Annotated in this window: 22 protein-coding genes; 21 read left to right on the top strand and 1 reads right to left on the bottom strand. The window is 74.9% G+C overall.

The annotated features are described in order from the left end of the window. Nucleotides 1-5: 5 nt before the first annotated feature. From ruvX to GCU56_RS10995, 12 genes are all read left to right on the top strand, one after another. Nucleotides 6-671 (top strand): Holliday junction resolvase RuvX, encoded by a 666-nt coding sequence (gene ruvX, locus GCU56_RS25170; RefSeq protein WP_345771780.1) that lies wholly within the window; start codon nucleotides 6-8, stop codon nucleotides 669-671. Further along, complete coding sequence (gene mltG / locus GCU56_RS11045; RefSeq protein WP_163481779.1) at nucleotides 668-2,191, top strand: endolytic transglycosylase MltG; 1,524 nt, start codon at nucleotides 668-670, stop codon at nucleotides 2,189-2,191. Before ruvX ends, mltG begins: the two co-directional genes overlap by 4 nt. Then, nucleotides 2,184-3,029 carry a shikimate dehydrogenase gene (locus GCU56_RS11040; RefSeq protein WP_163481778.1) on the top strand — a complete coding sequence of 282 codons (846 nt, stop codon included), beginning with the start codon at nucleotides 2,184-2,186 and terminating at the stop codon, nucleotides 3,027-3,029. Before mltG ends, GCU56_RS11040 begins: the two co-directional genes overlap by 8 nt. A gap of 4 nt (nucleotides 3,030-3,033) precedes the next feature. Beyond that, complete coding sequence (locus GCU56_RS11035; protein ID WP_163481777.1) at nucleotides 3,034-3,708, top strand: prepilin peptidase; 675 nt, start codon at nucleotides 3,034-3,036, stop codon at nucleotides 3,706-3,708. 84 nt (nucleotides 3,709-3,792) lie between these two features. Beyond that, nucleotides 3,793-4,971, top strand: a complete 1,179-nt coding sequence (aroC, locus tag GCU56_RS11030) for a chorismate synthase (protein WP_163481776.1) — start codon at nucleotides 3,793-3,795, stop codon at nucleotides 4,969-4,971. Further along, nucleotides 4,968-5,510, top strand: a complete 543-nt coding sequence (locus tag GCU56_RS11025; protein ID WP_163481775.1) for a shikimate kinase — start codon at nucleotides 4,968-4,970, stop codon at nucleotides 5,508-5,510. The genes aroC and GCU56_RS11025 overlap by 4 nt, the downstream gene beginning before the upstream one ends. A 5-nt stretch (nucleotides 5,511-5,515) precedes the next feature. Further along, entirely contained in the window at nucleotides 5,516-6,562 is a 1,047-nt protein-coding gene (aroB, locus tag GCU56_RS11020; RefSeq protein ID WP_345771779.1) for a 3-dehydroquinate synthase, read from the top strand. After that, on the top strand, nucleotides 6,559-6,993 hold the full coding sequence (aroQ, locus tag GCU56_RS11015; protein ID WP_163481773.1) for a type II 3-dehydroquinate dehydratase: 435 nt from the start codon (nucleotides 6,559-6,561) through the stop codon (nucleotides 6,991-6,993). Before aroB ends, aroQ begins: the two co-directional genes overlap by 4 nt. Next, nucleotides 6,990-8,117 carry a M24 family metallopeptidase gene (locus tag GCU56_RS11010; protein WP_163481772.1) on the top strand — a complete coding sequence of 376 codons (1,128 nt, stop codon included), beginning with the start codon at nucleotides 6,990-6,992 and terminating at the stop codon, nucleotides 8,115-8,117. Before aroQ ends, GCU56_RS11010 begins: the two co-directional genes overlap by 4 nt. Then, nucleotides 8,118-8,678, top strand: a complete 561-nt coding sequence (gene efp, locus GCU56_RS11005) for an elongation factor P (protein WP_163481771.1) — start codon at nucleotides 8,118-8,120, stop codon at nucleotides 8,676-8,678. It begins immediately after the preceding gene. A gap of 24 nt (nucleotides 8,679-8,702) precedes the next feature. Continuing rightward, nucleotides 8,703-9,110, top strand: a complete 408-nt coding sequence (nusB, locus tag GCU56_RS11000) for a transcription antitermination factor NusB (protein ID WP_163481770.1) — start codon at nucleotides 8,703-8,705, stop codon at nucleotides 9,108-9,110. 247 nt (nucleotides 9,111-9,357) lie between these two features. Then, nucleotides 9,358-11,451, top strand: a complete 2,094-nt coding sequence (locus GCU56_RS10995) for an Ig-like domain-containing protein (protein WP_163481769.1) — start codon at nucleotides 9,358-9,360, stop codon at nucleotides 11,449-11,451. A 150-nt stretch (nucleotides 11,452-11,601) separates the two neighbouring features. Here GCU56_RS10995 and bldD read toward each other — a convergent pair whose 3' ends face one another. Further along, entirely contained in the window at nucleotides 11,602-12,153 is a 552-nt protein-coding gene (gene bldD, locus GCU56_RS10990; protein ID WP_163481768.1) for a transcriptional regulator BldD, read from the bottom strand. A 215-nt stretch (nucleotides 12,154-12,368) separates the two neighbouring features. On the opposite strand from bldD, the gene pyrR reads away from it, so the two are divergent. The 9 genes from pyrR (at nucleotide 12,369) to GCU56_RS10945 (ending at nucleotide 22,727) form a co-directional block, all read left to right on the top strand. Further along, nucleotides 12,369-13,001: a bifunctional pyr operon transcriptional regulator/uracil phosphoribosyltransferase PyrR gene (gene pyrR / locus GCU56_RS10985; protein WP_163481767.1), complete on the top strand. Its 633-nt coding sequence runs from the start codon at nucleotides 12,369-12,371 to the stop codon at nucleotides 12,999-13,001. Next, nucleotides 13,001-13,921 (top strand): aspartate carbamoyltransferase catalytic subunit, encoded by a 921-nt coding sequence (locus GCU56_RS10980; protein WP_163481766.1) that lies wholly within the window; start codon nucleotides 13,001-13,003, stop codon nucleotides 13,919-13,921. Before pyrR ends, GCU56_RS10980 begins: the two co-directional genes overlap by 1 nt. Continuing rightward, complete coding sequence (locus GCU56_RS10975; RefSeq protein ID WP_163481765.1) at nucleotides 13,918-15,204, top strand: dihydroorotase; 1,287 nt, start codon at nucleotides 13,918-13,920, stop codon at nucleotides 15,202-15,204. The genes GCU56_RS10980 and GCU56_RS10975 overlap by 4 nt, the downstream gene beginning before the upstream one ends. 76 nt (nucleotides 15,205-15,280) lie before the next feature. Beyond that, nucleotides 15,281-16,387 carry a glutamine-hydrolyzing carbamoyl-phosphate synthase small subunit gene (gene carA / locus GCU56_RS10970; protein WP_163481764.1) on the top strand — a complete coding sequence of 369 codons (1,107 nt, stop codon included), beginning with the start codon at nucleotides 15,281-15,283 and terminating at the stop codon, nucleotides 16,385-16,387. Further along, nucleotides 16,387-19,686, top strand: a complete 3,300-nt coding sequence (carB, locus tag GCU56_RS10965) for a carbamoyl-phosphate synthase large subunit (RefSeq protein ID WP_163481763.1) — start codon at nucleotides 16,387-16,389, stop codon at nucleotides 19,684-19,686. The genes carA and carB overlap by 1 nt, the downstream gene beginning before the upstream one ends. Further along, nucleotides 19,683-20,594: an iron-sulfur cluster-binding protein gene (locus tag GCU56_RS10960; protein WP_345771778.1), complete on the top strand. Its 912-nt coding sequence runs from the start codon at nucleotides 19,683-19,685 to the stop codon at nucleotides 20,592-20,594. The genes carB and GCU56_RS10960 overlap by 4 nt, the downstream gene beginning before the upstream one ends. Beyond that, a complete protein-coding gene (locus tag GCU56_RS10955; RefSeq protein ID WP_345771777.1) occupies nucleotides 20,591-21,538 on the top strand; it encodes a dihydroorotate dehydrogenase in 948 nt (315 codons plus the stop codon). The genes GCU56_RS10960 and GCU56_RS10955 overlap by 4 nt, the downstream gene beginning before the upstream one ends. Then, entirely contained in the window at nucleotides 21,535-22,413 is an 879-nt protein-coding gene (gene pyrF / locus GCU56_RS10950; protein ID WP_163481762.1) for an orotidine-5'-phosphate decarboxylase, read from the top strand. Before GCU56_RS10955 ends, pyrF begins: the two co-directional genes overlap by 4 nt. Then, nucleotides 22,410-22,727: a hypothetical protein gene (locus GCU56_RS10945; protein WP_163481761.1), complete on the top strand. Its 318-nt coding sequence runs from the start codon at nucleotides 22,410-22,412 to the stop codon at nucleotides 22,725-22,727. The genes pyrF and GCU56_RS10945 overlap by 4 nt, the downstream gene beginning before the upstream one ends. Nucleotides 22,728-22,902 lie beyond the last annotated feature (175 nt).

Below are 22,902 nucleotides of genomic sequence, written 5' to 3'. Positions count from 1 at the left end.
GCGAGGTGCCTGATCAGCGCCCCGACGAGACCGGTCCGGTGGGCCGTCGTCCGGTGAGCCGCCCGGCGGTGCCCCCGTCCCGGCCGCGGACCGGCCCGGGCAGCCCCCCGCCGCGGCCGGTCCAGCACGAGACGACCGAGATCGACCTGTCCGCGGGCTTCCCCCCGGTGCGGCACGAGACGGCGCAGCTCGACCTGTCCGGTGGGCTGCCCGGAGGCCTGCCGATCCCGCCGCGCCGGCCCCGGCAGGGTCGACGGCTGGGCATCGACGTCGGCAGCGTGCGCGTCGGGGTGGCGCTGTCGGACCCGGGCGGCATCCTCGCCAGCCCCCTGGAGACCGTCCAGCGGGCCCGGGACGAGTCCGATCTGGACCGGATCGCGGCGCTCGTGGTGGAACACGAGGTGACAGAGGTGATCGTGGGGGAGCCGAGGCACCTCTCGGGTGCGTCGGGCGCCTCGGCGCGGGAGGCGCGTGCCTACTCTCGGGCCCTGGCCGGGCGCATCGGGTCCGTGCCCGTGCACCTCGTCGACGAAAGGCTCTCCACCGTGACCGCAGCCAGTTCCCTCCGGGCGAACGGTCTGGACAGCCGTCAGCAGCGCCCGATCATCGACCAGGCAGCGGCCGTGGTCATACTCCAGGCGTACCTGGACGCGCAGCGGGAGCGAGCGTGACCGGTCCGACCCCGCCGCAGCGGCGGGGTCGGCACTCCACGGACGCCGCCGGTGGCCTGCCCACGACCGCCTGGAGCGCCGTGACGCAGCACCCGGTCCCCCGCGCCTCGGCGGGGCCCTCGGGCTCCGACGGGAGCAGCCACCCCTCCGCTCCGCTGCCCGGTCTGCCGCCGCGCCCGGCCGGCACCTGGTCGCGGTTGCAGCGCCGCGGCGACGTGCACCCCGACGACGACCAGACCGTGGCCCACCCCGTCACCGCGGTGCCCGGCGTCCCGGCTGCCCGGTACGACGACGACACCGCCGCCCAGCAGGCTCCCGACGCGCACTGGGACGACGACCACGACGCCACCGGCGGCCTCGAGGTCCTGGGCGCCGCCGGTGCGGACGAGCCCCGCCGGTCCCGGCGGCGCGCCGCCCGCGACGACCGGGGCCACGACGAGCCGGGCCACGACGAGCCGCGCCGGCCGCGGCGCCGGCGCAGCCCGGTGGCCGTCGTCCTGTCGCTGGTCGTGCTGGCCGGCCTCGTCGCCGGCATCGTCTTCGGCGGCAAGGCGCTGATCGACATCGTGAACCCGCCCAGCCAGGACTTCGCCGGCCAGGGCTCGGGCAGCGTCGAGGTGCGGATCAAGGTGGGGGACACCCTCAGCGACATCGCGCGGACCCTCGTCGACACCGGCGTGATCGCCTCCGTCGGCCCGTTCGTCGACGCCGCCGAGGTGGAGCCCGCGGCCACCGGCATCCAGCCCGGGGTGTACGCCATGCGCTCGGAGATGAGCGGCCAGTCCGCGCTCCAGCTGCTGCTGGACCCCGCCACCCGGCTGTTCTCCCGGGTCACGATCCCCGAGGGCTTCACCCTCGACGACATCTTCGCCCGGCTCGCCGAGGGCACCGACACCCCCGTCGAGGAGATCGCCGCGGCCGCGGCCGACCCCGCCGCCCTCGGGCTGCCGGCGTACGCGAACGGCCAGCTGGAGGGCTTCCTCTTCCCGGCGACCTACGACTTCACGCCCGACGACGCCCCGGCCGACATGCTGCGGGCGATGATCGGCCAGTTCACCGCCACCGCCGAGCGCATCCAGCTGGAGCAGCGGGCCGCGGCGGCGGGCCGGTCGGTGCACGACGTCGTGACGGTCGCCTCCATGGTCCAGTCCGAGACCCGGCTGGACGAGGAGCGGGCCGACGTCGCCCAGGTCGTCTACAACCGGCTCAACCAGGGCATCGCGCTCGGCATCGACGCCACCCTCGCCTACGGCCTGGACAAGAACGGCAACGAGCTCACCGTCTCCGACCTCGCCACCGACGGGCCGTACAACACCCGGATCCGCACCGGCCTGCCGCCGACGGCCATCAGCTCCCCGGGTGAGGCCAGCCTCGAGGCGGCGCTGGCGCCGACGGCCGGTCCGCTCCTGTACTACGTCCTGGAGTCCGAGGACGGCCGGCACTTCTTCACCGCCGACTACGCGGAGTTCATGGCGGCCCGCGAGCGCTGCGCCGCCGCCGGCCTCGGCTGCGGTGGCTGAGCCGGCCCCAGACGGGACGGCGGCCGGGACGGCGGCACCGGGTCCGAGGCGGGCCGCCGTCCTCGGCCGGCCGGTGGGTCACTCGCTGTCGCCGCTGCTGCACCGGGCGGCCTACGCCGCGCTCGGGCTGACCGACTGGACCTACGACGCCCTCGACATCGGGGCCGAGGACCTGCCGGTGCTGCTGGCCGGGCTGGGCGAGGAGTGGCGCGGCTTCTCGGTCACCATGCCCTGCAAGCGAGCCGCCGTGGACGCCGCCGACGTCGTCGAGCCGCTGCCCCGGCTGCTGCACGCGGCGAACACGCTGGTCCGCACCGATGCCGGCTGGCGGGCGGAGAACACCGACGTGACCGGCATCGGCATGGCCCTGCAACTGGCCGGCGTCGAGCGGGTGGGCCGGGCGGCCATCCTCGGCGGCGGGGGGACGGCGGTGGCGGCGGCGGTGGCCCTCGCCTCCCTGGACGCGGAGCACGTCGACGTCGTCGTCCGGGAGCCGGCCCGGGCCGGCGACCTGCTGCGGGTCCTGGACACCCTCGCGGTGCCCACGACCGTCGTCCCGCTGGGCATCGCCACCGTCGATGCGCCGGTGGTGGTCAGCACGGTGCCGGTGGACGGCCAGCCGACGGTCGCGGCCCTGGACTGGCGGGCCGGCCAGACGGTGCTCGACGTCCTCTACGACCCGTGGCCGACGCCGCTCGCCCAGCGGGTCACCGCGGCGGGCGGCACCGTGGTCAGCGGCCTGGAGGTGCTCTTCTGGCAGGCCACCGCCCAGGTCGAGCTCATGACCGGCCGACCGGCGCCGCTGACCGCCATGCGTGCCGCCCTGGACGTCCGCTGACCCGGTGAGCGCCGACGACCTGCCGCCGGTCGCCGTCCTGGTCGGGGCCGCCCTGCCGGCGCTGCTGCTGGCGCCGTGGCTGGCCCGGGTCACGGTCCGGCTGGCCACCCGCGACGACTCCGCCGCGGCGGGCGCGACCCGCACGGTCGCCGTCGGCGGGCTGCTGGCGGCCGGGTTCGCCGGTGCGCTGCTGCTCGGCGGGCTCCGGCCGGCCACGGTGGCCTTCGCGTGGGCGCTCGCCGCGGCCGTGGTCCTGGGCGCGGTCGACCTCGCCGTCCACCGGCTGCCCGACCGCGTGACCTTCCCGGCGTACGCGGCGACCGCCGTGGCGCTGCTGGCCGACGCGGCCGTCCTCGGCAGCTGGCCGGCGCTGCTGCGCGGGGTGCTGGCCGCGGCCGCGGCCTACGGCGTCGCCGCCCTGGCGGCGCTGGCCTCACCCGAGGGGCTGGGCTACGGCGACGTCAAGCTGCTGGGGCTGCTCGGCCTGCTGCTGGGGTGGGTCGGCTGGGGTGCGCTGCTGGCCGGGGTGTTCCTCGGGCTGCTCGTCGGCGCCGCCGCCTCGCTGTCCCTGGTCGCCGCCCGGCGCGCGGGCTGGCGCACCGCCCTGCCGTTCGGCCCGCCGCTGCTCGCCGGCGCGGTGCTGGCGCTGGCCCTGGCGGGTCCGCTGCCGCCGCCCTGAGGGTGCCCCCGGAGGGCCCCCTGCCGGGCGCCGCTCCGAGCCTGCGAGGGATGGGGGGCAGGGGGTCCTCCTAGACTCCGTGGCATGTTGCGCTGGCTGACCGCCGGTGAGTCGCACGGCCAGCAGCTCACCGCCATCCTCGAGGGCCTCCCGGCCGGTGTCCGGGTGCAGACCTCCGATCTCGACGTCGACCTCGCCCGGCGCCGGCTCGGCCACGGCCGGGGCGCGCGGATGTCCTTCGAGCAGGACGCCGTCACCCTGACCGGCGGCGTCCGCCACGGGCTGACCCAGGGCGGGCCGATCGCCGTCCAGATCGGCAACACCGAGTGGCCCAAGTGGACGACGGTCATGTCCGCGGACCCGGTCGACGCCGAAGAGCTCGCCGGTCAGGCCCGGAACGCCCCGCTGACCCGGCCGCGGCCCGGCCACGCCGACCTCCCCGGCATGCAGAAGTACGGCTTCGACGACGCGCGGCCGGTGCTCGAGCGCGCCAGCGCCCGCGAGACGGCGGCCCGCGTCGCCCTCGGCGCGGTCGCGCGGGCGTTCCTGCGCCAGGCCCTCGGCGCCGAGGTGGTCAGCCACGTGGTGGCGATCGGCCCGGTCGTCGCGCCCGAGGGGCTGGTGCCGGGCCCGCAGGACAACCCGCGGATCGACGAGGACCCGGTCCGCTGCGCCGATCCGGCGACCAGCGAGCTCATGGTCGCCGAGGTCGACGACGCGCGGAAGAACGGCGACACCCTGGGCGGCGTGATCGAGGTCGTCGTGCACGGGCTGCCGCCGGGCCTGGGCAGCCACGTGCACTGGGACCGCCGGCTGGACTCCCGGCTGGCCGGCGCGCTCATGGGTGTCCAGTCGGTCAAGGCGGTGGAGGTCGGCGACGGCCTGGAGACCGCCCGGCGCCGCGGCTCGGTCGCCCACGACGAGATCGTGCTCGCCGAGGGGCGGGTGCAGCGGCTCACCGACCGCGCCGGGGGCATCGAGGGCGGGATGACCAACGGCGACGTGCTGCGGGTGCGCGCGGCGATGAAGCCGATCTCCACGGTGCCGCGGGCGCTGGCCACCGTCGACGTGGCCACCGGCGAGGCGGCGGTCGCGATCAACCAGCGCAGCGACGCCTGCGCGGTGCCCCGCGGGGCCGTCGTCATGGAGGCGATGGTCGCCCTCGTGCTCGCCGACGCGGCGCTGGAGAAGTTCGGCGGCGACTCGGTGGCCGAGACCAGGCGCAACGCGGCGGCCTACCTCGACGCGCTGCCGCTGCGATGAGCGGCCGCCGACCCCTGGCCGTCCTGGTCGGGCCCCCCTCGTCGGGCAAGACCACCGTCGGGACGGCGCTGGCCGCGGCCCTCCGGACGACGTTCCGCGACACCGACCACGACGTCGAGGCCGAGGCGGGCACGACCGTCGCCGACCTCTTCGTCCAGCACGGGGAGCCGCACTTCCGGGCGCTCGAGGAACAGGCGGTGGCACGGGCGCTCGCCGAGCACGACGGCGTCCTCGCCCTCGGCGGCGGCGCGGTGCTCAGCCCCGCCACCCGCGAGCTGCTGGCGGCGCAGGGCCGGGCGGGTGTCCTGGTCGTCTGGCTCGACGTCGACCTGCCCACGGCCGCCAAGCGCGTCGGCCTCTCGCGGGACCGCCCGATCCTCGGGATCAACCCCCGGGCGATGCTGCGGCAGATGCTGGAGCAGCGCGCCCCCCTGTACGCCGAGGTCGCCACGCTCACCGTGCACACCGGCAACCGCACGCCCGCCGACGTGGTGGCCGAGGTCCTCGCCGCCGTCCCCAGCCGGACGGCGGCCCCGTGAGGCGGGTGACCGTCGCCGGCCACCGGCCCTACGAGGTCGTCATCGGGGCGGGGGCGCACGCCGAGCTGGCCCTCGTCCTCGCCGGGACCGCCCGGGCGGCGGTGGTGCACGCCCGGCCGCTGGCCGCGCTCGCCGGCGCGGCCGTGGAGACGCTGCAGACCGCCGGGGTGGCCGCGGAGGCCGTCGTCGTGCCCGACGGCGAGGCCGCCAAGACCGCCGAGGTCGCGGCCGGCGCCTGGGAGGAGTTCGGCCGGCTCGGGCTCACCCGCTCCGACGCGGTCGTCGGTGTCGGCGGGGGAGCGGTGACCGACCTGGCCGGCTTCCTCGCCGCCACCTGGGTGCGCGGCGTGCCGGTGGTGCACCTGCCCACCAGCCTGCTCGGCATGGTCGACGCCGCCGTCGGGGGCAAGACCGGGATCAACACCGGCGCCGGCAAGAACCTCGTCGGTGCGTTCCACCCGCCGGCCGCCGTCCTCGCCGACACCGACGTGCTCGCCGGGCTGCCCGACGACGAGTTCCGGTCCGGGCTGGCCGAGGTGGTCAAGTGCGGGTTCATCGCCGACGGCGAGATCCTGGACCTGCTCGCGGCCGACCCCACCGGCCGGCGGGACACCGCCGAGCTCATCGAGCGGTCGGTGCAGGTCAAGGCCGAGGCGGTGGGGGCGGACCTGCACGACACCGGCGTGCGGGAGTTCCTCAACTACGGGCACACCCTGGCGCACGCCATCGAGCGGGTCGAGGACTTCGGCTGGCGGCACGGCGAGGCCGTGGCCGTCGGGCTGGTCTTCGCGGCGGAGCTGGCCGGGCAGGCCGGCCTGCTGACCCGCGCCGAGGTCGACCGGCACCGGGACCTGGTGGCGGCGATGGGCCTGCCCACCCGGTACGCCGGCGACTGGGAGCGGCTGCAGGGGGTCATGCGGGTGGACAAGAAGGCCCGGGGCGCCTCGCTGCGGTTCGTCGTCCTCGATGGCCTGGGCAACCCCACCATCCTGACCGACCCCGAGCAGGCCTGGCTCGACGCGGCGTGGGCCGCAGTATCGGAGGCGGCATGACCATCCAGGTCCTCAACGGTGCCAACCTGGGCCGGCTCGGCCTGCGCGAGCCCGAGAAGTACGGGACGACGACCTACGCCGAGCTGGTGGAGCTGCTCGAGGCCACCGGCCGGGAGCTGGGCGTCGAGGTGCGGGTGCGGCAGACCGACAGCGAGGCGGAGCTGCTCGGCTGGGTGCACGCCGCCTCCGACGCCGGGGACGCCGTGGTGGTCAACCCGGGCGGGTGGTCGCACACCTCGGTCGTGCTGCACGACGCGCTGGCCGCGCTCAACGGCCCGCTGGTGGAGGTGCACATCACCAACATCCACCGGCGTGAGGAGTTCCGGCACCACTCCTACGTCTCCCGCGTCGCCGACGGCGTGATCGCCGGGCTCGGCGTGCAGGGCTACGTGCTCGCCGTGCAGTGGCTGGTCGCCCGGGGTTTCCGGTGAACCACGCCGGCCGGCGGGAGCGGCTGCGGGCCACGGCCGCCGAGCGCGGACTGGACGCCGTCCTGGTCACCGACCTGCTCAACGTGCGCTACCTGACCGGCTTCACCGGCTCCAACGGTGCGCTCCTCCTGCGGACGGGGAGCCCCGACGTGTTCGGCACCGACGGCCGCTACACGACCCAGGCCGGCGTGCAGGTGCCCGACGTCGAGCTGCTCGTCGACCGGTCCACCGTCGCCGCGCTGGCCCGGGAGGCGGTGCGTCCCCGGTCCGGTGGGCCGGGCGCCGGGCGGATCGGCTACGAGAGCCACTCCCTCACCGTGGACGGGCTGCGGGCGCTGGAGTCGGTCCTGACCGACGCCGCCTCCGGCGGCACGGTGCCGGAGCTGACCAGCGTGCGCCGGGCCGTGGAGGCGCTGCGCGCGGTCAAGGACGACGACGAGGTCGACGCCCTCCGCCGGGCCTGCGCGGTCGCCGACGCCGCACTGGCCGAGCTGGCCGCGGAGGGGGCACTGCGCCCGGGCCGCACGGAGCAGCAGGTCGGCCGGGAGCTCGACGCCCGGATGCTGGCCATGGGCGCCGAGGCGCCGTCCTTCGAGACGATCGTGGCGACCGGCGCCAACTCCGCGATCCCGCACCACCGGCCCGACGGGACCGTGCTGCGCGAGGGGGACCTCCTCAAGCTCGACTTCGGCGCCACGGTCGACGGCTACCACTCCGACATGACCCGCACCCTCGTGCTCGGCGGGGCGGGTGGGGTCGTGGCGGCCTGGCAACGCGAGGTGTACGAGCTGGTGGCCACCGCGCAGGCGGCCGGACGGGCCGCGCTGGCGGTCGGCGCGGACGTGGTCGGTGTCGACGCCGCGGCCCGCGGCGTCATCGCGGCAGCCGGGCACGGTGACCACTTCACCCACGGCCTCGGGCACGGGGTGGGGCTGGAGATCCACGAGGCGCCGGGCATCGGGCAGCTGGGCGCGGGTACGCTGGCCGCCGGCATGGCCGTCACCGTGGAGCCCGGGGTGTACCTCCCCGGCCACGGCGGAGTCCGGATCGAGGACACGCTGGTCGTCACGGACGACGCGCCCGAGTTGTTGACCCTCACGAGCAAGGAACTGCTGGTCCTCTAGATGGCTACCACCAACGACCTCAAGAACGGCATCGTGCTCAACCTGGACGGCCAGCTCTGGACCGTCACCGACTTCCAGCACGTCAAGCCCGGCAAGGGCGGCGCGTTCGTGCGGACGACGCTGAAGAACGTGCTGTCGGGCAAGGTGGTCGACCGGACCTTCAACGCCGGGGTCAAGGTCGAGACGGCGAACGTGGACAAGCGGTCGATGACCTTCCTGTACAAGGACGGCACCGACTTCGTCTTCATGGACGGCGACACCTACGAGCAGATCCACGTTCCGGCCGAGACCCTCGGCACCGGCGCGGACTACCTGCTGGAGAACACCGAGGCCACCGTCGCCGTGCACGACGGGACGCCGCTCTACGTCGAGCTGCCGGTGACCCTCGAGCTCGTCGTGCAGCACACCGACCCGGGGCTGCAGGGCGACCGCTCCACCGGCGGCACGAAGCCCGCGACGCTGGAGACCGGTGCGCAGATCGCGGTGCCGCTGTTCGTGAACACCGGCGACAAGCTCAAGGTCGACACCCGCGACGGCCGGTACCTCGGCCGGGCGAACTGAGCTGCCCGGCGGGCGGGAGACCCCATGGCTGCCCGGTCCAAGGCGCGTAAGCGTGCCGTCGACGTCCTCTACGAGGCCGACGTCCGCGGCGCCGACCCCCTGACCCTGCTGCGCGAGCGGATCGCCGACGCGACGCCGCCGGTGCCCGACCACACCGTGCGGCTGGTCGAGGGGGCCACCGAGCACGCAGCCCGCATCGACGAGCTGATCGGCGCGCATGCCACCGGCTGGTCGGTGGACCGGCTGCCCGACGTCGACCGGGCGATCCTGCGGATGGCGGTCTTCGAGCTGCTGTGGGCCGACGACGTGCCCGACGCCGTCGTCATCGACGAGGCCGTCGAGCTGGCCAAGACGCTGTCGACCGACGACTCCCCGGGCTACCTCAACGGCGTCCTGGGCGCGATCCTCGCTGCCGAGGTGCCCACCAGCTGAGTCGCCGGGCACCCGCGGGCCGGGCGTCCCGGGAGGGGCCCCGGTTTGGGGGGCCCCGCGCCCCCGCCCGAGGGGATCCGCGCAGGTCGCCGAGCCGACAGCCTCGGCTGTGGGGATCCCGACGCCGGCCTGGGGCCGGTCGGGTCCCGGCCGGGGCAGGGGGTTCCGGTCACCGGAGCCCGAGGGAGCACGTCGCGTGAGTCATCTCCAGCAGTCCCGTGTCCGTCGCCGTCGGTGGGGGGTGACGGTGGCGGCGAGCACGGTGGCGCTCCTCGCCCCCGCGCTCGTCGGCACCGCCCCGGCGTCGGCGTCCCTGACCGGTCCCGGCGTGGGCCCGAACAAGAACATCACCGTCTTCCACAACCTCGACTTCGTCGGGGTCTTCGGCTACGGCACGGTCGGCTCGACCGTGCGGGTCGAGGTCATCCGCGCCGGCGCGGTGATCGGCGTCGCGCAGGGACCGGCCTGGAGCACCGACGAGGGCGTCGGCCTGGAGGTCAACCACGGCCTCGAGGCCGGGACGCCGCAGCCCGGGGACTGCTGGGCCGGCGGCACGCCCGACATCAAGCCCGGCGACCGCGTGGTGGTGTACGCGGGGACCACCCGCAACGAGGTCACCGTCGACGACATCCGCTGGACCGGCGCCCCGGAGTCGGCGGACGAGAACGGGAACGGCGTCGCGGACTCCATCGTCGTCCGCGGGGTCGCCAAGCGCTTCGACGGCACGGTCATCCCGCCGTCGGCCCTCGACTCCGGCGAGTTCCGCAACGAGAGCGGCAAGTACCGGGCCACCCCGGACGTCATCGAGGCCGACCCGGGCGTGGACGGCGGATTCGTCGCGCGGTACCGCGCCCCCTACCTCGGCTTCCGCAACAGCGACGGCCTGACCGAGGCGCAGCGGAAGCAGGCGCTGCTCACCGAGGACGGGCACGCCATCGGCATCGGTCACACCGAGCCACTGCCGCGGGAGTCCATGCTCGTCGACGGCCTGGCCGACGTGCCCGGCCCCGCGGTCGGCTGCGAGGACTTCAGCCAGGACCTGCTGCCGCCCAAGCCGGTCAGCCAAACCCCGGCGCCGGACACCCGCGACGTGGGCCGGCTGAGCAACGTCACCGTCGGCTTCGACGAGCCGGTCACCGGGCTGAGCAACTCGACCTTCACGCTGTCCGCCTCCAACGGGACCGCCGTGACCGCGGGGGTCGCCTACAACCGGACCACCGGGGTGGCCACCCTCAACCCCTTCCCGGGCACCACCGACCCCCTGGCGAGCGGCACCCGCTACACCGCCACCGTCAGCGAGACGGTCACCGACGCCGCGGGGAATCCGCTGCCGAAGACCAGCTGGTCCTTCGTCACCAGCGGCGAGGGTCCCGACAACGACCGCGCCGCGCCCACCATCGCCAGCCGGACACCGGAGTCCGGTGCGACCGGCGTGGCCCGCGGCGCGAACGTGCTGATCGGCATGAGCGAGGCCGTGGCCAAGCCCGACTCGACGTCGGTCTGGCTGGAGTCGCCGGACGGGTCGAAGGTGCCCGCGGCGGTCAACGTCAACGCAACGACCAACACGGTGATCGTCAACCCGGACGCCGACCTCGCCGCCGGCACCACCTACGAGGTCGTCCTCACCGACGGCGTGAAGGACCTGGCCGGCAACCAGCTGACGCCCACGACCTGGACGTTCACCACGAGCGGGACGGCGTCCGGGGACACCGTGCCGCCGACGGTGTCCAGCCAGTCGCCCGCGCCCGACGCGTCCGGCGTGGCCAAGGGCGCCAACGTGCTCGTCGGCATGAGCGAGCCGGTCGTCAAGCCCGACTCGTCGTCGGTGTGGCTGGAGGCTCCGGACGGCGCGAAGGTGCCCGCCGTCGTCAACTACAACGCGACGAGCAACACGGTGATCGTCAATCCCGACAGCGACCTCGCCGCGGGCAGGTACCGGGCCGTGCTGACCGACGGCGTCCGGGACGCGGCCGGCAACAAGCTCGCACCGACGAGCTGGACGTTCACCGTCGGCGTGGCCTCGACCGACACCGTCGCGCCCACCCTGACCAGTCGCACGCCGGCACCGGACGCGGCCAACGTCGGCCTCGCGTCGAACGTGTTCATGGTCTTCAGCGAGCCGATCGTCAAGCCGGACGACTCCACTGTGTGGCTCGAGGCGCCGGATGGTTCGAAGGTCACCGCGGCGGTGAACTACTACGCCAGCAGCAACACGGTGATCCTCAACCCCGGCGTCGACCTCACCGCGAAGACGACGTACACCGTGGTGCTGACGGCCGGCGTCAAGGACCTCGCGGGCCTGTCCGTCGCGCCGGAGGAGTGGGCCTTCACCACCCGCTGAACCGGCACCGAGGATCGAGAGGCCCCGTCCGACGTCGGACGGGGCCTCTCGATCGCGCGGGCGAGGGACGCTCGGTGCGATCGAGAGGTCTGCCGGAACGACGGAGGCCCCGTCCGCGAGGGCGGACGGGGCCTCTGACGATCGCTGCGCTCAGCGGGGGGAGCGGCGGCGCTCCCAGTTGGGGTTGAGCTCGTCGTCCTCGTCGTCGCCACCGGAGCCGACGATGCCCTCCATGCCGGGGGAGAGGACGCCCCACTCGATGAGCCGGCTGGTCAGCTCGTCGGGGCTCATGTCGTAGATGATGGCCAGCGACTTGAGGTCCTCGGCGCGGATGGACAGCACCTTGCCGTTGTAGTCGTGCCGCTGGGCCTGGATGGTCGAGGCGTACCGGGCCAGCGGGCCGGCCTCGTCGGCGGGCAGCGAGCCCAGCGACTCGAGGTTCAGCACGATCTTGGTCGTCGAGGTGACCGCCGAGCTGGGGCGCGGGTCGGGCAGGAGCTCGGAGACCGGCACGCCGTAGAAGACCGCGAGCTCGGAGAGCCGCTGGACGGTCACCGCTCGGTCGCCGCGTTCGTAGGAGCCGACGACGACGGCCTTCCAGCGGCCGTGCGACTTGTCCTCGACCCCTTGGAGCGAGAGACCCTGCTGGTTCCGGATGGCGCGGAGCCGGGCACCGAGGGCCCGTGAGTAGTCGGTGCTCATCTCGTCCTGCTCACTGTCCGTCGTCGTGGGCGTTCTGTCGTCACGCAGCGTACTGGTCAAGCGAGGTCGGCAACACCAGGGCACTCCTCGGGGTGACGTCGGGCCCCGGACGGGTCCCCGCCGCGACGCGGGTCACATCCGGCCGTGCAGTACCGTCGGCCCCGGTCCGACCACTCCTTTAACGACCCGTCCAGTGAGGCGGGGAAGGAGGCCTGATGGCCAGCTCCACCGAGCCTGCCCGCGGAACGGCGCCGAGGACCGGCGACCCGTCCTCCGCCGGCACCCTGCTCACCGCCGCCGACGTCGGTCGCGTCATCGACCGCATGGCCCACCAGCTCATCGAGCGGGCCGCGACGAGCGACCCGGGGGGTGGGCGGGGAGACGGCACGGCCGGCCTCTCCGACCTCGTCCTCGTGGGCATCCCCACCCGCGGCGCGCCGCTCGCCCGCCGGATCGCCGCCCGGATCGAGGCCTTCACCGGCACACCGGTCGACGTCGGCACCGCCGACATCACCCTGTACCGGGACGACCTCCGCATGCGCGGAGTCCGCGCCCTGGAGCCCACCGTGCTGCCCGACGCGGGCATCGACGGCCGGCTGGTCGTCCTGGTCGACGACGTCCTCTTCTCCGGCCGGTCGGTCCGGGCCGCGCTGGACGCGCTCCGCGACCTCGGTCGGCCACGCAGCGTGCAGCTCGCCGTCCTGGTCGACCGCGGGCACCGCGAGCTGCCGATCCGTGCGGACTTCGTCGGGAAGAACGTGCCGACCGCGCGCAGCCAGCAGGTGCGGGTGCACCTCTCGGAGACCGACGGCGTCGACGAGGTCCTGGTCACCGAGGGAGAGAGCTGATGAAGCGGCACCTGCTGGAGGCCGCCGACCTCGACCGCGCCGACGCCACGCTGGTGCTCGACACCGCCGCGCAGATCGACCAGGCGCTGGCCGGCCGCGAGGTCAAGAAGCTGCCCACGCTGCGCGGGCGGACGGTGGTCAACCTCTTCTACGAGGACTCCACCCGCACCCGCATCTCCTTCGAGCTCGCGGCCAAGCGGCTGTCCGCCGACGTCATCAACTTCTCCGCCAAGGGCAGCAGCGTCTCCAAGGGCGAGAGCCTCAAGGACACCGCGCTGACGCTCGAGGCGATGGGCTCCGACGCGATCGTCGTCCGGCACTCGGCGTCCGGCGCCCCGCACCGGTTGGCCAACTGGGTCCGGGGGAGCGTGGTCAACGCCGGCGACGGCACCCACGAGCACCCGACGCAGGCGCTGCTCGACGCCTACACGATCCGGCAGCGGCTGGGCCGGCTCGAGGGCGTCCGGGTGGCGGTGGTCGGCGACGTGCTGCACAGCCGGGTGGCCCGCTCCAACGTCTGGCTGCTGCACACCCTGGGCGCGGAGGTCACCGTGGTCGCGCCCCCGACCCTCCTGCCGGTGGGCATCGGCAGCTGGCCGGTCGAGGTCAGCTACGACCTCGACACCGTGCTGCCCAAGTCCGACGTGGTGATGATGCTGCGGGTCCAGGCCGAGCGGATGAACGCCTCCTTCTTCCCCAGCGCCCGCGAGTACAGCCGCCGCTACGGCCTCGACGCCCGCCGCGTGGCCGCGCTCGCCGACGACGCGATCGTCATGCACCCGGGCCCGATGAACCGCGGGATGGAGATCGCCGCCGAGGTGGCCGATTCCGCCCGTTCCACGATCGTCGAGCAGGTCGGCAACGGGGTCTCCGTCCGCATGGCCGTGCTCTACCTGCTGCTCGGAGGCTCCACCCAGTGACGTACCTGATCAAGGGCGCCCGTCCCTACGGCGAGGCCGCCGCCGACATCCTGGTCACGGACGGCCGGATCGCCGCGATCGGCGAGTCGCTGTCGGCGACCGGCGCGCAGGTCGTCGACGCGGCCGGGCTGATCGCCCTGCCCGGCCTGGTCGACCTGCACACCCACCTGCGGGAGCCCGGGCGGGAGGACGCCGAGACCGTCGAGACCGGCAGCCGCGCCGCCGCGCTGGGCGGGTTCACCGCGGTGCACGCGATGGCCAACACCGACCCGGTGGCCGACACCGCCGGCGTGGTGGAGCAGGTCTGGCGGCTGGGCCAGGAGGCCGGGCTGGTCGACGTCGTCCCGGTGGGTGCGGTGACGGTCGGCCTCGAGGGCGAGCGGCTGGCCGAGCTCGGCGCGATGGCCGACTCCGCCGCCCGCGTGCGGGTGTTCTCCGACGACGGGCACTGCGTGGCCGACCCGGCTCTCATGCGCCGGGCGCTGGAGTACGTGAAGGCCTTCGACGGCGTGGTCGCCCAGCACGCGGAGGAGCCGCGGCTCACCACCGGCGCGCAGATGCACGAGGGCGACCGCTCCGCCCGCCTCGGCCTCACCGGCTGGCCGGCCGCGGCCGAGGAGGCGATCATCGCCCGCGACGTGCTGCTCGCCGGCCACGTCGGCGCCCGGCTGCACGTCTGCCACGTGTCCACTGCCGGCTCGGTGGAGATCCTGCGCTGGGCCAAGGGTCGCGGCGTCCAGGTGACCGCCGAGGTCACCCCGCACCACCTGCTGCTCACCGACGCGTGCGCGGAGAGCTACGACCCGGTCTTCAAGGTCAACCCGCCGCTGCGGACCGACGACGACGTGGCCGCGCTCCGGGCCGGGCTGGCCGACGGCACGATCGACGCCGTCGGCACCGACCACGCGCCGCACGCGGTGGAGGACAAGGAGAGCGAGTGGGCGCAGGCCCGGCCCGGGATGCTCGGCCTGGAGCAGGCGCTCTCGGTGGTGATCGAGACGATGGTCGAGCCGGGCCGGCTGGACTGGCGCGGGGTCGCCGACCGCATGTCGGTGCGGCCGGCGGCCATCGGCCGGCTGGACGGACACGGCCGCCCGCTCGCCGTGGGTGAGCCGGCCAACCTGCTGCTGCTGGACCCGGGCGCGCGCGCGGTCGTCGACCCCGCCGCCCTGGCCAGCCGCAGCCGCAACAGCCCCTATGCCGGCCGGGAACTCCCCGGCCGGGTGGTCGCGACGTTCCTGCGGGGGACGGCGACAGTTCTGGACGGAGAGGCAGTCACGTGAGGCGACAGGGAGTGAGCATCGCAGCGAGGCCTGCGAGCGAGGAGCGGAGCGACCGCGGAGCCGAACGGTGGGCACGGTGAAGGAAGCGCTCCTCGTCCTCGAGGACGGCAGGACGTTCCGGGGCGAGTCCTACGGTGCGGTGGGGACGACGGTCGGCGAGGCGGTGTTCGCCACCGGGATGACCGGCTACCAGGAGACCCTGACCGACCCCAGCTACGCCGGGCAGATCGTGACGATGACCGCGCCGCACATCGGCAACACCGGGGTCAACGCCGAGGACGACGAGAGCCGCCGCATGTGGGTGGCCGGCTTCGTCGTCCGGGACCCGGCCCGGCGCCCGGCGAACTGGCGGGCCACCGGCAGCCTGGACGACGAACTGGTCGCCCAGGGCGTCGTCGGCATCAGCGGCATCGACACCCGGGCGCTCACCCGCCACCTGCGGGAGCGGGGCGCCATGCGGGCCGGGATCAGCAGCGAGGGCCTCGGGCAGCAGGAGCTGCTGACCCGCGTGCAGGCCGCCGGCAGCATGACCGGTGCCGACCTCGCGCCCGTGGTCACCGCGAACGACCCCTACGTCGTCCCGGCGGTGGGGGAGCGGCGGTACACCGTCGCCGCGCTCGACCTGGGCATCAAGACGGCCACCCCGCGGCACCTGGCCGCGCTCGGCGTCGAGACCCACGTGCTGCCGGCGACCGCCACCGCGGAGGACCTGCTCGCCGCCGGCCCGGACGGGGTGTTCCTCTCCAACGGGCCCGGCGACCCGGCCGCCGCGGACTACGCGGTCGCGGCCGTGCGGGGGGTGCTCGACGCCCGCCGTCCGCTGTTCGGCATCTGCTTCGGCAACCAGATCCTCGGCCGGGCGCTGGGCCTGGGCACCTACAAGCTGCGGTTCGGCCACCGGGGGCTCAACCAGCCGGTGCTCGACCGGGTCAGCGGCACGGTGCGCGTGACCAGCCACAACCACGGGTTCGCCGTCGACGCCCCGCTCGACCGGCCGACCGACACCCCCTACGGGCAGGTGGAGGTCAGCCACGTCGGGCTCAACGACGACGTCGTCGAGGGGCTGCGCTGCCTCGACGTCCCGGCCTTCAGCGTCCAGTTCCACCCCGAGGCGGCGGCCGGCCCGCACGACGCCGCCCCGCTCTTCCAGCGGTTCGTCGACCTGATGCAGGAGCAGCACTGATGCCCAAGCGGGACGACATCCACCACGTCCTGGTGATCGGCTCGGGGCCGATCCTCATCGGCCAGGCCGCGGAGTTCGACTACTCCGGCACCCAGGCCTGCCGGGTGCTGCGGGCGGAGGGCCTGCGGGTCAGCCTGGTCAACAGCAACCCGGCGACGATCATGACCGACCCCGAGATCGCCGACGCCACCTACATCGAGCCGCTGACGCCGGAGTTCGTCGAGAAGGTCATCGCCAAGGAGCGCCCCGACGCGCTGCTGGCCACCCTCGGCGGGCAGACCGCGCTCAACATCGCCATCAGCCTCTACGAGAACGGGGTGCTGGAGGAGTACGGCGTCCGGCTCATCGGGGCCGACGTCGACGCGATCAACCGCGGCGAGGACCGGCAGCTGTTCAAGGACATCGTCCGGTCGATCGGCGCCGACGCCCCCCGCTCGACGGTGTGCTCCACCGTGGAGGAGGCGCTGGCCACCGCCGAGGAGGTCGGCTACCCGGTCGTCATCCGGCCGAGCTTCACCATGGGCGGGCTGGGCTCCGGCATCGCCACCGACGAGCCGATGCTGCGTCGCATGGCCGGCCACGGGCTGGCCGACTCCCCGGTGCACACGGTCCTCATCGAGGAGTCGGTGCTGGGCTGGAAGGAGTACGAGCTCGAGCTGATGCGCGACCGCAGCGACAACGTGGTCGTCATCTGCTCGATCGAGAACATCGACGCCATGGGGGTGCACACCGGCGACTCGGTGACCGTCGCCCCGGCGATGACCCTCACCGACGTCGAGTACCAGCAGATGCGCGACGTCGGCATCGCGGTGCTCCGGGCGGTCGGCGTCGACACCGGCGGCTGCAACATCCAGTTCGCCGTCCACCCGGAGACCGGCCGGCTGGTCGTCATCGAGATGAACCCGCGGGTGTCCCGGTCCAGCGCGCTGGCGTCCAAGGCGACCGGTTTCCCGATCGCCAAGATCGCCGCCAAGCTGGCGATCGGCTACACGCTCGACGAGATCACCAACGACATCACCGGCGTCACCCCGGCCGCCTTCGAGCCGACGCTGGACTACGTCGTCGTCAAGATCCCGCGGTTCGCCTTCGAGAAGTTCCCCGGTGCCGACCCCCGGCTGACCACGACGATGAAGAGCGTCGGCGAGGTCATGGCGATGGGCCGCAACTTCCCGGAGGCGCTCGGCAAGGCGATGCGCTCGACGGAGACGTCGGTCGCCGGCTTCTGGACCGGCGGCGAGGACGGCTCCAGCGCCGAGGAGCTGCTCGAGGCGCTGCGCACGCCGGTCGACGGCCGGCTGCTGCTGGCCCAGCGGGCGCTGGCGGCCGGTGCGACGGTCGAGCAGGTGTCGGCCGCGTCCGGCTTCGACCCGTGGTTCGTCGACCAGATCGCCCTGGTGGAGGAGGTCGGCGACGAGCTGCGCCACGCGCCCGCCCTGACGCCCGAGCTGCTGCGCCGCGCGAAGCGGCACGGCCTGTCCGACCGGCAGGTCGCCGCGCTGCGCCCGGAGCTGGCCGGGGAGGACGGCGTCCGGCTGCTCCGGCACCGGCTGGGCATCCGGCCGGTCTACAAGACCGTCGACACCTGCGCCGCCGAGTTCGCCGCGCGCACGCCCTACCACTACTCCTCCTACGACGAGGAGACCGAGGTCGAGCCGCGGGAGAAGCCGGCGGTGCTGATCCTCGGCTCGGGCCCCAACCGGATCGGGCAGGGCATCGAGTTCGACTACTCCTGCGTGCACGCGGTGATGGCGCTGCAGGACGCCGGCTACGAGGCGGTGATGGTCAACTGCAACCCCGAGACCGTCTCCACCGACTACGACACCGCCGACCGGCTGTACTTCGAGCCGCTGACCTTCGAGGACGTCCTCGAGGTGGTCGAGGCCGAGCGCGCCGCCGGCCCGGTCGCCGGGGTCATCTGCACCCTCGGCGGGCAGACCCCGCTGGGCCTGGCGCAGCGGTTGAAGGACGCCGGCGTCCCGGTGCTGGGCACCGCGCCCGAGGCCATCGACGACGCCGAGCACCGGGGCTCCTTCTCGCGGGTGCTCGCCGACACCGGGCTGCCCGCGCCGGCGCACGGGACGGCGACCACCTTCCCCGAGGCGCGGGAGATCGCCGCGCGCATCGGCTATCCGGTGCTGGTGCGCCCCTCCTACGTGCTGGGCGGGCGCGGCATGGAGATCGTCTACGACGAGGCGACCCTGGAGGCCTACATCGCCAAGGCCACCGACGTCAGCCCCGCCCACCCGGTGCTGGTCGACCGGTTCCTCGAGGACGCCGTGGAGATCGACGTCGACGCCCTCTACGACGGCACCGAGCTCTACCTGGGCGGCGTCATGGAGCACATCGAGGAGGCCGGCATCCACTCCGGTGACTCGGCGTGCGCGCTGCCGCCGATCACGCTGGGCTCGGCCGACGTCGTCCGCATCCGTGCGGCCACGGAGAAGCTGGCGGCGCGGATCGGCGTCCGCGGGCTGGTGAACGTCCAGTACGCGATCAAGGACGACATCCTCTACGTCATCGAGGCCAACCCCCGGGCGTCGCGCACCGTGCCGTTCGTCTCCAAGGCCACCGCGGTCCAGCTGGCCAAGGCGGCCGCGCGGATCGCCGTCGGCGAGACGATCGCCGGGCTGCGCACCGCCGGGGTGCTGCCGCCCACCGGGGACGGCGCGGACCTGCCCGCGGACATGCCGATCGCGGTCAAGGAGGCGGTGCTGCCCTTCCACCGGTTCCGCACCGTCGAGGGGCACAACGTCGACACCGTGCTCGGCCCGGAGATGAAGTCCACCGGCGAGGTCATGGGCCTCGACACCGGCTTCGGCACCGCGTTCGCCAAGTCGCAGGCCGCCGCCTACGGGTCGCTGCCCACCGAGGGCACCGTCTTCGTCTCGCTGGCCAACCGGGACAAGCGCAGCGCCATCTTCCCGGTCAAGCGGCTGGCCGACCTCGGCTTCCGGGTGCTCGCCACCGCGGGCACCGCCCAGGTGCTGCAGCGCAACGGGGTGGCCTGCGAGGTGGTCGGCAAGTTCAGCGAGGGCCCGGGCAACGTCGTCGAGGCGATCCTGGCCGGGGACGTCGACATCGTGGTCAACACGCCCTTCGGGGCCCCCGGCAACAGCGGGCCCCGGTTGGACGGCTACGAGATCCGCACCGCCGCCGTGGCCGCGGGCATCCCGTGCATCACCACGGTGCAGGGGCTGGCCGCGGCGGTGCAGGGGGTGGAGGCGCTGCGCGGTGGGGGCATCGGCGTCCGCAGCCTGCAGGAGATCCACGCCGCCCTCGCCGCAGGAGCCCGCCCGTGACCACCCCGACCGGCCACGGTGGCCACCGAGGCCCGCTCCTGAGCCGGCCCGTGCCGGTCGCGGGGCGGGCGCCGGTCCAGCGCGTCGCCGAGGTGGCCGACGCCCGCCCGGCCGGCGCCTACGTGCAGCTGACCCTCGCCGCGCCCGAGATCGCCGAGCGCGCGGAACCCGGCCAGTTCGTCGCCTTCGCCGTCGGCGGCGCCACGTCGGCGATGCTGCTGCGCCGCTCCATCGCGATCGCCGCCACCGCCGACGGCCAGGTCACCGTCGTCGTCGCCCCGCACGGGCCGGGGTCGACCTGGCTGGCGGGCCTGCGCCCCGGCGACACGGTGGACGTCGTGGGCCCCCTCGGGCGGCCCTTCCCGGCCGCCCCGCCCGGCGGCCCGGCCGTCGTGGTCGGCGGCGGCTACGGCGCCGCGGCCCTGGTCGGGCTCGCCGCCCGCCTCCGGGCGGAGGGTCGCACGGTCGCGGCCGTGGCCGGCGCCGCCTCGGCCGACCGGCTGTGCTCGGTCGAGGAGCTGTCCCGGATCGCCGACCCGGTCCTGGTCACCACCGACGACGGCAGCGCCGGCCGCCCTGGCCGCGTCACCGACGCGCTGGCCGACCTCGCCGGGGACGCCGCCGTCGTCTACGCCTGCGGGCCCATGCCGATGCTGCGGGCCGTCACCGACGTGGCCACCGCCGCCGGCGTGCCCTGCTACGTCGCCGTGGAGGAGTCGATGGCCTGCGGGATCGGGGTCTGCATGACCTGCGTGCTGCCGGTCGTGGGGGAGGACGGGCGGACCCGCTTCGCCCGCTCCTGCACCGAGGGGCCGGTCTTCGGCGGGGACCGCGTGCGCTTCGCGGACGTGGGCAGGCTGCCGTGGGACGTCGTCGGTGCCGACGCGATGGGAGTGCTCGCGCCGTGACCCTGCTGGAGACCGCCGTCGACATGTCCACCGACCTGGGGTCGGCGACGATCCCGAGCCCGGTCCTGACCGCGTCGGGCTGCTCGGCGTTCGGCCGCGAGCTCGAGCCGTTCCTCGACCTGACCGCCATCGGTGCGGTGGTCACCAAGTCGGTGCAGCTGCGCGCCCGCTCCGGCCGGCCCACCCCGCGGATGGCCGAGACGCCCAGCGGGATGCTCAACTCGATCGGCCTGCAGGGGCCGGGCATCGACGGCCTGCTCGCCGACGACCTGCCCTGGCTGGCCGAGCGCGGCGCCCGGGCGCTGGTCTCCATCGCGGGCACGCGGGTCGAGGACTTCGCCGAGCTCGCCGGGCGGCTGCGCGGCGTCCCCGGCGTCCTGGGGCTCGAGGTCAACATCAGCTGCCCGAACGTGGAGAGCCGCGGCGAGGTCTTCGCCTGCGACCCGGTGGCCGCCGCCGACGTCGTCGGCGCGGTCCGCGCCGTCGCCGACCCGGCCCAGCCGGTGTACGCCAAGCTCAGCCCGGACGTGACCGACATCGTCGCGGTGGCCCGCTCGGTCACCGACGCCGGCGCCGACGGCCTGTCGATGATCAACACCCTGCTCGGGCTGGTGATCGACCCGGACACCATGCGTCCGGTGCTCGGTGGGGTCACCGGGGGCCTGTCCGGCCCGGCCATCCGGCCGGTGGCGCTGCGCTGCGTCTGGCAGGTGCACGCCGCGCTGCCGCAGGTGCCGATCCTCGGCATGGGCGGCATCCGCACCGGCCTGGACGCGCTGCAGTTCGTCCTCGCCGGGGCCGGCGCGGTCAGCGTCGGGACGGCGGTGTTCAACGACCCCTCCGCGGTCGCCCGGGTGCACGACGAGCTGGCGGCGGCCCTCGCCGCGCGCGGTTTCTCCTCCCTGCGGGACGCCGTCGGGTACGCCCACCGGGACGCCACGTGAGCGCGACCTTCGGCGAGCGGCTGGCCGACGCCGTCGCCGCCCGCGGCCCGCTGTGCGTCGGCATCGACCCGCACGTGCCGCTGCTCGAGCGCTGGGGCCTCCCGGACGACCCGGACGGGCTGGCCCGCTTCACCGACGCCGTCGTCGGCGCCCTCGCCGGCACCGTCGCCGTCCTCAAGCCGCAGCTGGCCTTCTACGAGCGGCACGGCTCGCGGGGGCTGGCGGTGCTCGAGGACGCCGTCGCCCGGGCGCGGGCGGCGGGCGCGCTGGTGCTGCTGGACGCCAAGCGGGGTGACATCGGCTCGACCATGGACGCCTACGGCGACTACCTGCGGCCCGGGCACCCGCTGCACGTCGACGCCATGACCGTCAGCCCCTACCTCGGCCCGGGGTCCCTGCAGCCGGCCGTGGACACCGCCCGGCAGCACGGTGGGGGGCTGTTCGTGCTGGCCCGCACGTCGAACCCGGACGCCGGCACGCTCCAGCACGCGCTCGTGGGGGAGCGGACGGTCGCCCAGGTGGTGGTCGACGCCGTCCGCGGCTGGAACACCCCGGGCTGGGTCGTCGGCGACCCGCTGCCCGACCTCGGCGCCGTGCAGGACCAGGCCAGCCGGTGGGGGCCCACGACCGGCTCCTTCGGCGTCGTCGTCGGCGCCACCCTGGCCGAGCTGGACGTCGACCTCGGCGGGCTGGGCGGGCCGGTGCTCGCCCCGGGCCTCGGCGCCCAGGGCGGCTCGGTCGCCGACCTGCGCCGGCTGTTCGGGCGCGACGCGGCCGTGGTGCCCACCGTGTCCCGCGACGTGCTGGCCGCCGGGCCGGACCCCGCGGCACTGCGGGCGGCCGCGGACCGCTGGGCCACCGAGCTGACGGCGTGAGGCGGGCGGCGCCCTGGGTGGTGGCCGGCCTCGGCGGGCTGCTCGCCGTCGCGGGCGTCGTCGTCTTCTGGCTGGCCAACACCGCCACGTGGACGGTGTACGGCGGCAGCTACGCCCCGCTGGTCCCCGAGGGCTCCCCGGCGGCGTACCAGAGCCGGCTCGTCCTGGGCGTCGACGGCTCGGTGCTCTGGACCTGGCGGCACGCTGCGGGCGCCGGCCTGCTGGTGCTGGGACTGCTCCTCCTCGCCGCCGTCGGCGGCTGGGCGCTGGGCCGGCGGTCCGGCCGCCGTGACACGTCGGGCCCGCCGGCCTGAGCGGGGTCGGCGCCCGGTCCTCGCGACGGCGTCACCAGCGGTTTCCGGCGTCCACCGGCGTGTCGCCGCCGGTGTGTCGGACGGTTCCGTCCGCATGCCGACCGTCGCCCGACGTCCGGAGCGGACGTCCCTGACCTGCGGTGATGACCGACCGTCACCGGGACGCGATACCCGG

The sequence above is a fragment of the Geodermatophilus sabuli genome, assembly GCF_010686765.1.
Classification (GTDB): domain Bacteria; phylum Actinomycetota; class Actinomycetes; order Mycobacteriales; family Geodermatophilaceae; genus Geodermatophilus; species Geodermatophilus sabuli_A.
This window is presented reverse-complemented; position numbering and strand designations above follow the sequence as displayed.

Coding starts and splice junctions, on each gene's coding strand:
- aroC (WP_163481776.1), top strand. CDS start 3,793: ATGTTGCGCTGGCTGACCGCCGGTGAGTCGCACGGCCAGCAGCTCACC.
- GCU56_RS11025 (WP_163481775.1), top strand. CDS start 4,968: ATGAGCGGCCGCCGACCCCTGGCCGTCCTGGTCGGGCCCCCCTCGTCG.
- aroQ (WP_163481773.1), top strand. CDS start 6,559: ATGACCATCCAGGTCCTCAACGGTGCCAACCTGGGCCGGCTCGGCCTG.
- efp (WP_163481771.1), top strand. CDS start 8,118: ATGGCTACCACCAACGACCTCAAGAACGGCATCGTGCTCAACCTGGAC.
- nusB (WP_163481770.1), top strand. CDS start 8,703: ATGGCTGCCCGGTCCAAGGCGCGTAAGCGTGCCGTCGACGTCCTCTAC.
- bldD (WP_163481768.1), bottom strand. CDS start 12,153: ATGAGCACCGACTACTCACGGGCCCTCGGTGCCCGGCTCCGCGCCATC.
- pyrR (WP_163481767.1), top strand. CDS start 12,369: ATGGCCAGCTCCACCGAGCCTGCCCGCGGAACGGCGCCGAGGACCGGC.
- GCU56_RS10980 (WP_163481766.1), top strand. CDS start 13,001: ATGAAGCGGCACCTGCTGGAGGCCGCCGACCTCGACCGCGCCGACGCC.
- carB (WP_163481763.1), top strand. CDS start 16,387: ATGCCCAAGCGGGACGACATCCACCACGTCCTGGTGATCGGCTCGGGG.